This is a genomic window from Bacillus sp. FJAT-28004, assembly GCF_001280845.1.
Taxonomy (GTDB): Bacteria; Bacillota; Bacilli; order Paenibacillales; family Paenibacillaceae; genus Pristimantibacillus.
The window spans coordinates 582,262-598,200 of sequence record NZ_LGHP01000002.1; the positions used below are offsets into that span (position 1 = coordinate 582,262).

At 46.3% G+C, this 15,939-nt stretch carries 8 protein-coding genes and 1 pseudogene; 7 read left to right on the top strand and 2 right to left on the bottom strand.

Annotated elements, in window-relative coordinates; all coding sequences use genetic code 11:
- Nucleotides 1-38: 38 nt before the first annotated feature.
- Complete coding sequence (locus AC787_RS24595) at nt 39-5,207, top strand: discoidin domain-containing protein (protein ID WP_161807565.1); 5,169 nt, start codon at nt 39-41, stop codon at nt 5,205-5,207.
- A gap of 279 nt (nt 5,208-5,486) precedes the next feature.
- Here the strand turns inward: AC787_RS24595 and AC787_RS24600 are convergent, their stop codons facing one another.
- Entirely contained in the window at nt 5,487-6,503 is a 1,017-nt protein-coding gene (locus AC787_RS24600; RefSeq protein WP_054027604.1) for an S-layer homology domain-containing protein, read from the bottom strand.
- A 345-nt stretch (nt 6,504-6,848) separates the two neighbouring features.
- On the opposite strand from AC787_RS24600, the pseudogene AC787_RS24605 reads away from it, so the two are divergent.
- Nucleotides 6,849-7,235, top strand: a pseudogene (locus AC787_RS24605) (manganese catalase family protein); the annotation flags it as partial.
- Between the two features lie 101 nt (nt 7,236-7,336).
- On the opposite strand, the gene AC787_RS24610 reads toward AC787_RS24605, so the two are convergent.
- On the bottom strand, nt 7,337-8,080 hold the full coding sequence (locus AC787_RS24610) for an MBL fold metallo-hydrolase (protein WP_054028177.1): 744 nt from the start codon (nt 8,078-8,080) through the stop codon (nt 7,337-7,339).
- Between the two features lie 446 nt (nt 8,081-8,526).
- On the opposite strand from AC787_RS24610, the gene AC787_RS24615 reads away from it, so the two are divergent.
- The 5 genes from AC787_RS24615 to AC787_RS24635 all read left to right on the top strand — a co-directional run bounded on the left by AC787_RS24615 (nt 8,527) and on the right by AC787_RS24635 (nt 15,770).
- Nucleotides 8,527-11,721, top strand: a complete 3,195-nt coding sequence (locus tag AC787_RS24615) for a fibronectin type III domain-containing protein (protein WP_054027605.1) — start codon at nt 8,527-8,529, stop codon at nt 11,719-11,721.
- A gap of 279 nt (nt 11,722-12,000) precedes the next feature.
- The gene (locus AC787_RS24620; RefSeq protein WP_054027606.1) at nt 12,001-12,945 is read left to right on the top strand and encodes a helix-turn-helix transcriptional regulator; all 945 of its coding nucleotides are present in this window, start codon (nt 12,001-12,003) and stop codon (nt 12,943-12,945) included.
- A 103-nt stretch (nt 12,946-13,048) separates the two neighbouring features.
- Nucleotides 13,049-14,233 (top strand): epoxide hydrolase family protein, encoded by a 1,185-nt coding sequence (locus AC787_RS24625; protein WP_054027607.1) that lies wholly within the window; start codon nt 13,049-13,051, stop codon nt 14,231-14,233.
- An 82-nt stretch (nt 14,234-14,315) separates the two neighbouring features.
- A complete protein-coding gene (locus AC787_RS24630; protein ID WP_054027608.1) occupies nt 14,316-15,056 on the top strand; it encodes an SDR family NAD(P)-dependent oxidoreductase in 741 nt (246 codons plus the stop codon).
- 333 nt (nt 15,057-15,389) lie between these two features.
- The gene (locus AC787_RS24635) at nt 15,390-15,770 is read left to right on the top strand and encodes a VOC family protein (RefSeq protein WP_152970743.1); all 381 of its coding nucleotides are present in this window, start codon (nt 15,390-15,392) and stop codon (nt 15,768-15,770) included.
- Nucleotides 15,771-15,939 lie beyond the last annotated feature (169 nt).

The following is a 15,939-nucleotide window of genomic DNA, read 5'->3' on the forward strand; positions in this document are numbered from 1 at the left end:
GCCATAAGGCTAGATAAGGTTAAGGATGAATGAGGGGAGTGTCTAATTTGAGAACGCTTAAAAACGCAATTGGTTTTACTTTTTGCCTAGTGTTCGTATTAGTAGTCATGTTCATTAACGGGACGACGACACATGCAGCGGCGGTAGGTGACATAACGGGTTTCGAGAAGACAGACGATAAAACTTTCACGATTACATCAGGTTCCGATCAGGTGAAAGTCATTTTTAATCGCGACGACATCGTGCGCATATGGCTTGGCGTAGGCGGCGATTATCAAACGCTGTCCGGCAGAAGCTCATCTGAGCCCAAAGAGCCGATCGTGATCAAGGAAGATTTCGGTCCGGTCTCTCTCGACTGGTCCGATGAGGGCGAATACTATAAAATGGCGACGGGCAAGTTTGTTCTGCGCACTTACAAAAGCCCGCTCAAGTTCGCCATGTACAAGAGCGATAATCAGACTGTCGTATGGGAAGAGAAGTCACCGCTGAATTACAGCGCTACGTCGACGACCCAGACACTTGATAGAGGAACTGATGAGTACTACTACGGTGGAGGAATGCAGAACGGATTTTTTTCCCATCGTGACAAGACGATTACAATTGCCGCAAACTACGGCGACTGGGGCAGCGGGACCGTGTCCAATCCGTCTCCGTTTTATTTGAGCACTGCCGGCTATGGTGTGCTGCGGAACACGTTCCAAGACGGAACCTACAACTTTGGCAGTCCTGCCGAGTTAACGCACGATGAAAACCGGTTTGACGCGTATTATTTTTACGGCGAGAACTTCAAAGATATTTTAAACGGCTATACAGACTTGACCGGTAAGCCTTCGCTTATTCCGAGATGGGGCATGAGCATGGGGGACGCGGATTGTTACAACACGAGCAACACCGGAGCGAATAAGCCGGGCAAGCTGACGACGCCGGATGTGCTAAAGGTTGCGCAAGGCTTCCGAGCCAACGACATGCCGGGCGGCTGGCTGCTGCCGAACGACGGCTACGGCTGCGGCTACGTGCAGCTGCCAAGCACCGTGCAGCAGCTTCATGACTTGGGTTTTTACACCGGTTTGTGGACGCAGAACGGTCTTGCCAATATCGCAACAGAAGTGGGCGTCGCCGGCACTCGGCTGAACAAGCTGGATGTAGCCTGGGTCGGTCCAGGATATGACTTTGCACTGGACGCGACGCGACAGGCTCTTCAAGGGGTTGAAGACAATTCGAACGACCGCGGCTTCGTATGGTCTGTCGGTGGATGGGCCGGCACGCAGCGGTATTCAACCGTATGGTCCGGAGATCAATCCGGCAACTGGGAATATATCCGTTTCCACATTCCATCCATGATCGGCGCCGGGTTGTCAGGAATGACCTACGCGACTGGTGATGTGGATGGGATTTTCGGCGGCAGCGCCCAGACCTATGTGCGCGATTTGCAATGGAAAGCCTTCACGCCGATTCTAATGAGCATGTCGGGTTGGGCGTCCGTCGATAAGCAGCCATGGCACTATGGTGAGCCATACACAAGCTATAATCGAGACATTTTGAAGCTCAGACAGCGTTTGACGCCTTACTTCTACACCTATTTGAACGAAGCTTACGAATCGGGAGCGCCGTTTACGAGAGCGATGGTTTACGAATTCCCGAACGATCCGAATACGAAGAGCACGTTGACACAGTACCAATTCATGTCCGGCGAGTCGTTCCTCGTTGCACCGGTGTACAAAGATGTTACGGTCCGGAACGGTATTTATTTGCCAAAGGGCAAATGGATTGACTACTGGACAGGCACGGAACATTACGGGTCCAAAATGCTTGACGAATACAGTACGCCATTGAACCGTTTGCCACTTCTCGTCAAAGCGGGTGCGATTATCCCGATGTATCCGGAAACTTTGTATGACGGCCAAGTGCCGCCAAATCCGATTACTTACGACATCTATCCGTACAAGACGTCCAGCTTCACGATGTACGAGGATGACGGTGTATCCAGGGAACACCGCAGCGGCAAATTCGCGAAGACGGTGATTACTTCGATCGCGCCGGAAACCGGAACAGGCGATTTGAAAGTCCAAGTCGGGGCGAGCATTGGAGATTATGACGGCAAGCTGGCGTCGCGGACGAACATGTTCCAGATTCATATGCATACAAAACCGGATGGTATCGAAGTTGGAGGTACTTCTTATACAGAATTTGCAAGCAAGGCGGAGTGGACGAATGCCGCAAGCGGATGGTACTTCGATGCAGCGGACAAAGGCGGCATTGTCTATGTGAAAACACCGGATCTGCCGACCGATCAAGGCTTTGAGCTGAAGGTGGCCGGTTTTGCAGCAGATACGACTCCGCTTACGGACGCAACTGTCATTTCGCTGCCTGAACCGGATAACGATCCGACGAAAATCGCGCAGGAGGACATTGTAGCATCGGCAACGAGCACCGATACGACTGCGCCAGTTGCGAATGCGCTGGATGGCAGCACGGAGACAATCTGGAGCACGAAGCTGGATGGCAGTACGCCGCTGCCTCAATCGATCACATTGAACCTTGGCACGAAGTTTTCAGTGAATAAACTGAAATATTTGCCCAGACAGTACGTGGGGACAGACGGTGTTATTACGGCTCACAACATCTATGTGAGTGCCGACGGAACGAATTTTACGAAGGTGGCCTCCGGGACATGGCAAGCAGATAAGTTGGAAAAAACCGTAACATTCGATACCGTAGAAGCGCAGTATGTGAGATTGGAAGCGCTAGCTGGCGTTAACGGGTTTGCGGCTGCAGCCGAATTGAATGTCTATCGTGACGGTTCCGTAGCGATCCCGCTGCCGATTCCGAAAAATGAATTGACCGCAACGGCCACAAGCTTCCAGCCTGGCGATGAAGCCTCAAATGCGATCGACGGCAATTCTAATTCCCTCTGGCATACGAAATGGGACGGATCCGATAAACTGCCGCAATCGATTATTGTGGATTTGGGCAAAGTCCGCAGCATCAGCCAATTCCGGTATGCACCAAGGCTTAATGCCGCTAATGGTACGATTACGACTTACAAGTTGTACGTAAGCACTGACGGTACGAAATACACGCAAATCAGCACAGGGAATTGGGAACTGAACAGCGCGAAGAAATATATCCAATTCCTAGCAGTTGATGCTCGATATGTCAAGCTGGAAGCGGCGGCTGCAGTAGGCGGCTACGCATCCGCATCAGAGATCGATGTTTATGAAACGCCTAAAGCTCCTCCTGTGTTGGGCGATATTGTACGAGGCAAGCCGGCAACTGCAGACAGTGAAGATGCCGCCTTCCCGGCAAGCTATGCCAATGACGGCAATCCAGCTACGATGTGGTCGGCCGCTGATACGAACCCGGGCCATGTATGGTCGGCCGATTTGGGTAAAATGTACGCGATTAAGGGCATTGAGATCTCGTTTGGACTGAGCGACAAAGCGTATAAATACAAGCTGGAAGTCCGTGAGGCTGGCAGCAGCAACTGGATCCAAGTGTTAAACCGCATGAACAATACGGAAGCCGGCGCTGTGCTCAAGGATACATTCGGCAGCCAAGGCCGCTATGTGCGGATTACAATTACAGGTCTGCCTGACGAAGCTACGAGAGCAAGCATTGCAGATGTAAAGCTGATCGGCTTACCCATTATCGGTACGGCGCCTGTGACCGGCGTATCGCTGAATCAGACGAAGCTGAGTATGAATGTGATGGATGCCCCAATCGCACTTGAAGCGGCCGTAGCGCCTCTGAATGCAGCGAATACATCGGTTACGTGGAGCAGCAGTGATCCGGGTGTCGCAATGGTCGATGAGAATGGCGTTGTCATTCCGAAAGGAGCAGGCTCAGCAACGATTACCGTCAAGACGGAAGAAGGAGGCTTTAAAGCGTCTGTTAATGTCACCGTAACGGGACAAACTGGCTTGGTGAAAATCCCGCAAAGCCAAATGACGGCCACAGCAACAAGCTTCCAACCCGGAGATGATCCGATTAATGCGCTTGACGGCAATTCGGATACATGGTGGCACATCAAATGGTATGGCACCGACCCGCTGCCGCAATCCATTATTGTGAATTTGGACGGTACGAATACCATCAGCAAGCTGGAATATATGCCGCGTCAGGATGGCGGCAACGGCACGATCACAGCTTATAACGTATATGTAAGCCAAGATGGCGTACAGTTTACGAAGGTTGCGACCGGCATGTGGCTGAAGAACAATGTAGTAAAAGAAGTGAATTTTGCTCCCGTCCGTGCCGCTTATCTAAAGCTTGAAGCAACAGAAGGGTCTGGGGGTTTCGCTTCAGCTGCCGAGTTGAACGTGTATAAGCAAGTTGACTCCCTTGCGCTGCAAGCGGTCGCGTTCGATGCAGCAAGCTATGATGTGAAGGAAGGCCAATCCGCAGCAGTGAAAATTACTGCTCAGTATTCGGATGGCAGCAAGAAAGACGTGACGGCTCAATCCGCGTTTGAAATCGCAAATTCATCATTTGCAACGATCGCAAATGGAACGATCACTGGGGTTTCTCGTGGCGAAACCGTTATCACGGCAACGTACGGAGGCAAGCAGGCGACTGCAACGATCGTTGTCAAAGGGGTCGATCCTGGGGCTCCGTCTACAGCTTTAACCGGAAGCAGCATTGTTCAAAGCGGTCAGCCGCTCGTGATTACTTATGGCTTGAATGGAGTTACGCAGCAGGTTTACGCAGCAGACATTTCGCTGACCTACGATCCAACGATCATGGAATTCATTTCGGCAGAGCCGCTTCTTTCGAACACGAGTATTGTACAGAAAGAGAATGACGGAGCGGGCAGGCTGCGCCTGATTGTCGCCAGCGAAGGGGCAGGGCATGCCGTTAGCGGCAATGTGCAGCTGTTGAAGGTTACTTTTAAGTCGAAGCTTTCTTCCGAGGTTCAAACGACTATAGTCGCTGTAACGGATACGACCCTCGGGGATGAGCATGGCAGCGAGTTCAAGGCTGCAAACTCCTCAATCAGCGTGCAAATAACGCCTATTCCAGCTGGCATTCCGGGAGATATGAACCATGACGGTAAAGTATCGATCGGCGATCTGGGTATCGTAGCTGCGAATTATGGCAAAACGTCGGCAAGTCCGGATTGGGACAGTATTAAACATGTAGACTCGAACCATGATGGCAAAATCGATATTATGGATCTGGCCTTCATTGCGCGGAAGATTATAGAGTAATCTACTGAATCTGGCATCGGTATACTACCGGTGCCAGTATTTGTGATTAAAAATAAAACGAGGTAAAGGAATGCACAATGAGATTAACATCCTCGATCTGGCAGCTGCTGCACAATTGATTTTAAACTCATTTGCTGGAGAATAAGGATGCTAGATTCATTCGAGGAGTTAGGAAAGTGTAAGGATCACTGACGCTTGTAGAAGAGACGGGCAACATGCTATACCTCTAAAAAAACAGCAGTCCGGAACAAAATGTTCCTAGACTGCTGTTTTTTGTTTTTATTTCAATCCGTCTGTTAATCTCTTAAGCACGACTACCGCTTCAGCTCTGCTGGCGTGTTCCTGCGGAGCAAACTTTTGCTCGGTTCTTCCGTTTATGAATCCGAAATCGACTGCAAGCGCTACAAACTTTTTCGCCCACTCACTCACTGCTGCCTCATCGCTGAAACGGGTTGAACCTTTAACCCTCATATCCTCTATTTTCGTCCCGGTAGCGTATGCTTTTGCTCGAATGAGCATAGCGGTCATCTCTTGACGTGTAATGTTTTTCTCAGGCACGAACTTGTTGTCCGCAATACCGTTAATTAAACCGGCTGCATAAGCTTTCTTCACCGTGTCCTCATACCAGGACCCTGATCTTACATCATCAAACGGATTTTTCCCTGTGCCAGCCTGAAGGTTTAATGCTTTGGTAAGCAATGTTGCAAACTGGGCTCTCGTAACATTCGTATTCGGTTCGAAATGATCGTCATTCATACCTTCCACAATGTTTTTGTCAACCATCAGCATAATGTCGGATTTAGCCCAATGCTTAGTAATATCACTGAAAATTTTGGTGAAACGAACCGATTTGTTCGGTGTAAAAGATTGGCTGGATAAGTTGTGATCGACGATTTTTATGGAGTTCCATTTGATGTTCGTAGATCCCGGTTTTTTCGCTTTGAAGGTAATGGTGGCAATATCCAGATTTCCTTTTTCACCGTCAACTTGGCCGATTTTTGTATGCGCGAACTTAACGACATTTTTCTCCACCATTGGAGAAACCGAGAATCCTGGTATTTTTGTATCCGCTTTGATGATTTCTACTTTGTTCGGATCGATACCCAGTTCGACTTCAAATGCGTATAAATCTTTGATATTTTGACTCTTTAATGTCACGGTGAATTCGCCGTTAACGGACTCGGCGCTAGAGGCACCCAGCTGGAATTTAGCAGTATCTTCCGCATAGGAAGGAGTTGCTGCTAATGCTAAACTAAGACAACAAGCTAAAGTTGCTAGAATCATTTTACACTTCATGATCTGATCCATCCTCTCGTTTATAAAAATGGGAAAAGTTTATTGACTTCGTGTAATTGAACTTATTTTAAACTGAAGTCTATGAATACTCGGTTCCTCGTCCTTCAGTATAAAACTAATTAAAGCGCATACAAATGATATTTTTTATCCGAAAGTTGATTTTTTCTATTCTTCTAAATTCGTTATTCGGTTTTCTTGGGCGAAGGGGAGTGCCGCGGGCGGAAGGAGCTGCGCAGCTCCTCCTCGATTGCGTGTGCGACCTCTATAATAAAATATCCAGAAGCTTTGATTTTGGCTATGTTAAACTGCTGTGTATAGGGATATCATCACTGATAACAACAGTGTACCGAAGAATTCGCGCATTTGGAAATGATAGCTACAATGATCTATAAATTGACAAAAGATGCTACGCCGGATCAATTGAAAGCGGCGGGACTCGGTGCTCATTATGTGGCTCATGACAGCGCATTGTTTTATGAGAACGCAGGCGGCGTGCCATTTACAGCTACCTACATTCAAGCGAAAGGCGATCCAATTGCGGATCTCTATGAAGATATAGCGGCGGAGGAGAAGGCAAGGGCGACGTATCAATGGCTCATTGATATGACGGATGACGTGGATCTACAAGACAGTTTGAAGTTTCTGCGGGAGCGGGAGATTAAACATTCGCTACGGTTTCGTGAGGCGGTTGAGATCCTTAAGGAAAAGCGGGATGAGAAGATATTTTATTAGAGGGAACCTCTCTGCAGGGTGCTGCGGGGAGGTTTTTTGCCTAGCTAACGGGCAGATTAGTTCAAAAAAAACGGCACTTAAAATGTGCCGTTTTAAGCCGTTTACGCTTTCCTGACAAGCTCTTGGAGCTGGTCCTTAACGTTATCCCTACTTAATCCTCCGTGATAACAAATAACCGATTTAATGTCGAAGTCTAAATATTTTTCTAGGGAACGGGAAGCTGTGTTCATATCCGGCGTGGATTGCGGATGGGGTCCCCTCAAGATGCCTTCCACACTGAACATGGCATCACCAACAACAAGGGTTTTGCTTTGTTTCAAATAAAGACTAATATGTCCAGGGGTATGCCCAGGTGTAAATATAACGTGAATTCCACCGCAATACGGAAGCTCTTGTCTGTCAGCCAAAGTTCTGTCCACTTTGGCCTTCGGAGAGTTCTCCAACAAGTAGGCCACTACTTTCAAACGTTCGTCTTCCGGAAGGGATTCTAATTGCCAAGCCATACTATCGAGATTCACTTTCATAAGGGGCAATTTTCCCTCAATATATGGTTTATCCATCTCATGAGCGTATACTTTAATACCTCCATCAGATTCCTGCAGAATTTCAGGAAGACTGCCGATGTGGTCAATATCTTGATGAGTCAAAATGATTGCTTTCAACTTGTCCATGGAGACTCCACACTCGTTCATGGCTGCACGTATTTGCTCCAATTGCCCGGGCGTGCCGGTATCGATTAAAATAGCAGTTTCATCGTCCCAAATCAGGGTAGGATTCAATTCTTGACGACTGCCGAATACTTCAACCTGCAATTCCAGCATTTTTACTCCATTCGAAATTCTCATCATATCTACTCTCCTTGTATATGAATTAGTACATGACTTGTACCGGTGGCCAATTGTTAAACCAAGGCCTAGCTTCTTTCGGTAGGGCTTTGCCCTAAACACTCTTCTTCTTTACCTCCGTTTTATATTTTTTTATCTCTTTCACCATATAAACGAATCGGAGCAAACTAAAGATACGGGGCAGCATTCCTATTATGAAGAAATACGAGGTTTGAGAAAGTAAAAGACTCTATCTAAAACACCTAAGTACTGGAGAGTTTCAATAACTCCAAGTAGTAATATATTGTTGGATGAACCTCACTGTGATGTTAAATTACGTGCTTGTTATAGATAGGCGGGGTAATACGCTTTCATTTATATATTCAAAATGAGAACTTATATGATATATTATTATTCGATATGAATAATATTCTATAATTGGATAGATAATGAATAAGGAGGCATTTATGAAAAGGTTGCGATTAAAGGTTCAATATTTGCTCATTACAGGTATGCTTGCGCTGCTGTTCGTCCCCCTGTCATCCTATGCGGCGGAACAGAGTGCCGTTAGCGAAAGCGGTTTAACGGAAGCCATTAATGGGATGGAAATAACGGTGTCGTCTCCTGCTAACGGTACTATAGTGGGAAATCAGCTATACATAGGACTTAAAGTTTCTTATACAACGTTCCAAATTGCAAAAGTGACGGCACAGGTTGATGACGTTACTATGAATTTCGTTTCATGCGGGGTAAATTATACCTGTTGGAAGGGAACAATGGATATTTCTTCTTTACCCAAAGGGGAAAAGTCAGTATTGATTACCGCTTGGGATTCCCAAGGAAACTCAGTCAGCAAGACTATCGATATCATCTACGATGAGAAGCCGGTCCTTCAGGTTCAGCAGCTTGCAACAGATTTTACCGGAAAGACTCCGAAACTCCGCGTTCAGGCAACCTGTACGGATGATGATCCTAACGGTTGTACACTAGAGATATCTTATGGCAGCGAAAAAATAACTCGAGTAAACAGCATCGATCAACATATAGATTTGGGCGAATATATAGAGCAGGGACTTGATATTTCATTGACGGCTGTAGATTCAAGAAGTCAAACCGCTAGTCAGAGCTTCTCGGTTTGGCCGGAACACAGCGAGTGGCTTCGCCTGGTCGATACGGTGGACGGCGATATTCTGGATGTCAGCACGGAAAAAATATTATTTGATAACCGTCAAAAAAAGCAGCTGGGTATCAAAGACCGAAAATCCGGTGAAATCATTACCGTTCCCTATGATCTCCCTGTAAACGATGTATTTAAATACGGCTTTTTGACTCCCCACGGCGCTGTTATGGCTCTTCAATTAGATAAAGGGATAATGGATGCCCCGTCCGCCCTTTATGAGTGGAGAGACGGCAAGCTCGATTCTTTAGGGTATTTCCATTCAAGTTCCGCTTGCGAGCAGGAATATCTTCTTTGCAGTATTCACGATGTACCCGTAAACCAAAACTATGCTCTCTATAAAAATAGTGATCTTATTTTACGAAATTTGGTGACAGGAACAAACGAAATTATTCCAAGTCCACCGGAAGAACTTATCATGAGATTTTTTCTTACTGGAAATGAGGTCTATTTTGAAACTTACGGTATGAGTTGGGAAAATCCTGGAGGGAGCTATAAATACGACAAGGGCACTATTACTCCCTTGGACAATTCCACCTCCGAAACCCTCCTATCATCTATAACAGATGGCCATTATACCTTGTTTTGCAAAACCAATAGCTATAATTCACCGTGTTCTTTGGTGCTTCGCGGCCCCGATGGCGATCAGGCCATAGGCGAGGTATGGTCGGACGTAAAAGGAATGAATTACCAATTAAATCAAGGTTGGGTAGCTTACAACCGTCCAACAATTAGCGGAGAGCAGCTATGGCTTCGCACTCCCGACGGCCAAGAGCAGCAGGTTGCAAATTTCCGTACAAGTTACCGATATATAATCGCTTACTTAGCCGAAAACGGTGACATCGCTTTTTATAACAATAACAAGCTGTTTTTTCGTAAATATAAGGCTGACGGAATTAGCGATCCTGTAGAAATCGGAACATCCGAACTGCGGCTGATACGGCTGGACGGGCAAGAATATGGAACGATTGATAATTCGTTATTTGCGTTAAAAAAAGAAACGACGGCACCGACGATCGGCAGTGTGCAGCCTTCGGATGGCGAGACGGTAACCGTGAATAATCCGGTCTTATCCGCTGTCATTTTGGATCCCGATTCGGGGGTGGATCCCTTTACGCTGATAGTCAAAGTCGACGATCAAATTCTGGAATCCAGCTATGACGTGGAGTCGATGACCGTGACCGCGCCAGCCTCTGGATTGCAGGATGGTACCCATTCCCTTCTGATCCGTGCTACGGATAAAGAAGGAAATATTGCAGAGCATTCCGGTAGTTTCACTGTCAAGAAATCTGTATGGTCTGTATGGCCAGAAGGAAGCAGCTTGAAGGCAGAGAATGTCGGACAGAATTCACTTGCCTTATCCTGGCCGGCCGCCCGGGAGAGCAATGGTTACCGGATATACAGGAACGGGGAACTCATAGATACGGTGAACGAAAACGTCCATTCGTATGATGTAACGATGCTGCAGCCGGATACCAGATACATCTTTAAGGTGGAGTCAGAGCTGCCGGACGGCAATTGGTCGACGGATGGACCGTCTATGTCGGTGAGGACGTCAAGTCCATTCTTAGAATGGCTTAACAAGCTTCATGCCGCCTTCGTTGCCGGCAATCCAGCGGACATACAGGACGTGAGAAATCTGCTCGATGAAATCGCGGGGCTGGACGATTCGGCTGATCAGTCGCTGATCGATCCCTTATGGAACAAAATCAGCGCCAAGCTGCCGGCATCAGTTGATCAGGCCGAGCTAAAGATCAGCCTGTTCCGAATCGTCAAGGCTATCGGTTCGTTACGTTACGATCCACAGTTGTCCGATTTGGAAGCCATTCGGACGAATCCGGAATTCATAGCGGCACTAGAGACGATTGCAGCGGCCGGAGGCCATCCGAATGTATCGATGGACGATTTCCTTATCCTGCTTTTTGGCGACGGAAGAAATGCAGCAGGGATACAAGGAACAGTCCGCGATATACTGAAGGATATGAAACCGAAGGAACTTGCGGCACTGCTCGCCAATAAGGATCGAATGAATGCGGTCTTAAGTAAAGCGCTGGCTGAAGTATTGAATGATAAAAATACATATGCGCTCAGCGCGATGCTCGATAAACTTGATGTTAAGCCTAAAGACGTAAGGTCGGCGGTGTATAACTTCCATGTAAAACTGAAATATGACGTGCCGGCCATTAACGCGTTAATCGTTGCTTTTATCCGTTCTGAAGCGGATGAGACAGTCAAAATAACTGCGAACGGCAAGAAGCACGAATACGGGCTCAAGGTTCTCGATATCGAACTTCCGTCCATTATTGTGAAATGGACAAAAGTATCCGGGAGCGACGATGTGACCGTGAATTTGAACGGAAAAGTATCCATTCCGAATCATGCCGCAAGCGGTACAGCAGTCATACAAGCGTCGCTGTTTAATCCTTACGGCGGGAAAGCGAAAGTCATCTTCCAAAAAGAAGTGACGCTGATAAATGTCGATTGAATGCCAATAGGAGATTAAGGTATATTCGAACCATAAAGGAGCTGTCTCAAACTTGAAAACGTTTGAGCAGCTTCTTTTTTATATCGATTATGGATTTTGAGCGGATGTATCTGCTTTCGATTAAAACACTGGTGAACTTTCTAATCCTGACAGACTATTGTCTACAATGAAAGTTTATTATACAAGTAAGAGCCTAATTACCCGCAGGAGTTAAAGCATTGTATTCGTGGAATTGAAACATTTTATTATCCAGTTACCTTATTGAATTGGGGGTAAACAGTGAAAATTGAGCGACTTATGGCCATTACGATCCTTCTATTAAACCGCAAACGCGTACAGGCCCAAGAATTGGCTGATCGTCTGGAGGTTTCATTGCGTACGATTTATCGCGATTTGGAATCATTGAATCTAGCAGGAATTCCCATTATTTCGTACACGGGAGCAGAAGGCGGATTCGAAATCATGGAAAACTTTCGATTGGATCGGCAAATGCTTTCATTCAATGAACTTATTTCCCTCTCTACAGCTTTGCGAGGCCTTCAATCTACACAGGCATTTAGCAACCAAAATTTAGACGGACTGCTCGAAAAAGTTGGCGCATTGGTCTCGAAGGCAGAACAAGGTCGTATGGCTGGTGCTGATCAGGTCATCATAGACTTAAATCCGTGGAAAAGAAGCTCTGCAGAACGAAACAAGTATGACACGCTGCATAAAGCCGTAAGTGATAAAAGGCTGATCCGTTTTACATATACCAACGGACAAGGGGGAGAAACAGAACGTTGTATTGAACCTATGGGGCTGGTGCTCAAAGGCTACACGTGGTATCTTCACGGTTATTGCTTTAACCGAGATGATTACCGCATGTTCAGGCTTTCTCGGATCCGGAATCTACTCATTCTTGAGGATACGTTCCAGCGTCGAATGGTGACACTGTCTGAGTTGAATGAAAATTGGGGTCCGCAGCGCGATTCCAAGATGGTCGATCTGGTGCTTAGATTTACAGGACAGGCTAAGGTTCCAGCAGAAGATCATTTTGATGCGGATGAAATTGAACGGCAACCCGATGGTTCGCTTATCGTTCGGGTCCGATACCCGGATAACGACTGGTTAATCGGCTTTTTACTTCATTTTAGAACGGATTTGTTCATTCTTGAACCCTCGCATATTGCTGCAGCTGTACGGAAAAGTGCCTTGGAGATAGCTAAACTTTATAACGATTGTTGACACACTGTTGTCAATAAACATGGTTTATTATGAGTTTAAATAGAGAGAACACATTAATCAGTTACAAGAAAATACAAAGAAATTTGAGGAGGCTTTCCAAAAAATGACTCATTCTGAACAACAAATTGTACGCAGTGGCCACCAGAGCACTGAGATCAAGCCTTTCCGTATCGATGTTCCGCAGGCTGATCTTGATGAATTACGAGACCGTTTAACCCGCACACGTTGGCCGGATGCTTTGGCCGGTGTAGGCTGGGACTATGGTATTCCCGTTGATTACCTCAAGGAACTGGCGGAATACTGGAGATCCAAATATGACTGGCGCAAACACGAGGAATCTCTTAACAAATTCCCGCAGTTCACCACCACCATAGACGGACAGAACATACACTTTCTGCATGTACGTTCCCCAGAACCAGATGCAATGCCGTTGATCATCACACATGGTTGGCCCGGTTCGATCGTTGAGTTTATGAACATTATAGGACCGCTCACCGATCCCCGTGCTCATGGCGGTAATCCGGCAGATGCTTTCCATGTCGTCATACCTTCGCTACCCGGATTTGGCTTTTCTGGACCGACAACCGAGGTAGGGTGGAACATTAATCGAGTAGCCAGAGCTTGGGCTGAACTGATGCGTCGACTAGGTTATGAACGTTACGGCGCTCAAGGCGGTGACACCGGGGCAATGGTTTCTCCAGAGCTTGGACGATTTGCGCCAGACTCTGTCATTGGTATTCATGCAAACGGGCTTACAACATTCCCGTCCGGAGATCCCACAGAATCGCTTGATTTAACCGAAATTGAGCGAGCGCGCTACGATACGTTGACTCAACAAAGCTATGAGACAACGGGTTATGCGATTATACAATCTACACGACCTCAGACGCTTGCCTATGGTCTGACTGACTCGCCCGTCGGTCAGCTTGCTTGGATAGTAGAGAAGTTCAAGGAATGGACAGACCCTACAGCAAATCTTCCGGAAGATGCCGTTGATCTCGACCACATGCTAACAAATGTCTCATTGTATTGGTTGACCGGAACGGCAGGGTCATCGGCACGGATTTATAAAGAGGAGGCGAAATCCTGGGGCATGCCTGCTCAACGCTCTACGGTTCCTACTGGTGTTGCGGTTTTTCCGAAAGACATCTCGATCCGAGGTATTGTCGAACGTGAGCATAATGTCGTGCACTGGTCGGAATTCGATCGCGGTGGTCACTTTGCGGCAATGGAAGCACCTGACCTGTTAGTTAATGACATCCGAAAGTTTTTTGGTCAGCTTCGCTAAGACTACCCGGAATATTGTTATGAAGCTCGAATCTAAAGTTAGAACATTCGAAATTAAATAGTAGGATGGAAGGAAGAATAATATGAATCTACAGGGGAAAGTTGTTATCGTTACCGGAGGCGCTAGAGGAATTGGGAGTGCTGCATCAAAATTATTGGCCCAACGGGGTGCGAAAGTCGTTGTTAATTATTTAAAAAATCAAGATGCTGCTGAAGCGGTGGTCTCCGATATTCGATCCAGCGGCGGAGAAGCCATTGCTCTCCAGGCGGATGTTCGTGATTCACACCAATTTACAAAGCTCGTAGACGCTACTTTAGAAGCTTTTAAGAAAATTGATATATTGGTCTGCAACGCGAATATGAGTTTCACTGCGAAGCCATTTGCCGAAATGAATTGGGAGGAGTTCTCTCAGAAATTAAACGATGAACTAAAAGCAGCATTCGTGACGACTAAATCCGTTATTCCGTTCATGATCGAACAAAAGTTCGGACGTATCATTTATGTATCCAGCAGTTTAGGTAAGGATCCTTCGCCTTACATGATCGCTCATGGAACGGCAAAAGGAGGGTTGAATACATTTTCCGACTATATTGCCCAAGAATTCGGTCCACAAGGGATTTCAGCCAACGTGGTTGCACCCGGATTAGTGCAAACCGATGCGACGGCCTTTTTATCAAAGGAAGAGAAACAAACCATTAGTAGCTTCACACCACTGAGGCGTGTGGCGGAACCTGATGATATTGCAGGTGTTATTTCGTTCTTGGCAAGCGACGATTCGCGTTTTGTTACCGGATCGTATACCCCTGTTACTGGGGGGCTGTAACTGGAGTCCAGTGTCATCTGATACTACCAATGCCAAAGTACGTTTATGAGACACCCGAGAGAATTTGATAAAGTTATTAGCTAATCAACAGTTATTACGCTAACGAGTAACGTTAGTTTAATAGCACACAACGATGAGCGGGCACTGCGGTAGCTTGCTCGTTTTATTAAACTAACGGGGAGGTTAGTTGATACTCTATTCATTTCATATACCAGAAAATAACAAAAACTGATACAATCAGGTGAGATTCCAAATTCAAGGAGGAGACGATGTGATGAAGTAATTGTAGAAATGTTAGTTGTAACATATTTTATCTTTAAAGGAGATATTTTCATGTCAACGACTATAGAAAGTAAGATTAAACATTTCTCAGCAATATTTTTTGTTTCAAATCGAAAACAGGTATTGGATTATTACAGTAAGTTGGGTTTTTGGTGCGATTACGAAATGGGTTTTGTCGAGCGTGAAGGGTTAATGATGATATTTCATCAAAGTAATCAAGCAGATGCCATTGTTCCAAACTACCCTCTGCATGGAGAAAATGCCGTAAACGTTTATGCGATGGTGGAAGGAATTGATAATTTATATGAAGAGTTCAAGTCTAAAGAGGCATTGTTTCAATACGAAATAAGAACGAATGAATATCAGATGAGAGAGTTCGCAATAAAAGACCCAGAAGGTTACACGATTGGCTTTGGGGAATCATTAATATAATCTAACCTAACCACACGTACTTCTTAGATATTACGCTAACGAAAGACATTAGTTGAATAACACAAATGGATGAGCAGGCGCTTCGGTGGCCTGCTCATTTTATTAAGCCAAATGGCAGGCTAACGCAGTAATTAATAGAAAAGCGTTATAATTATCAGAGGAAATGTTA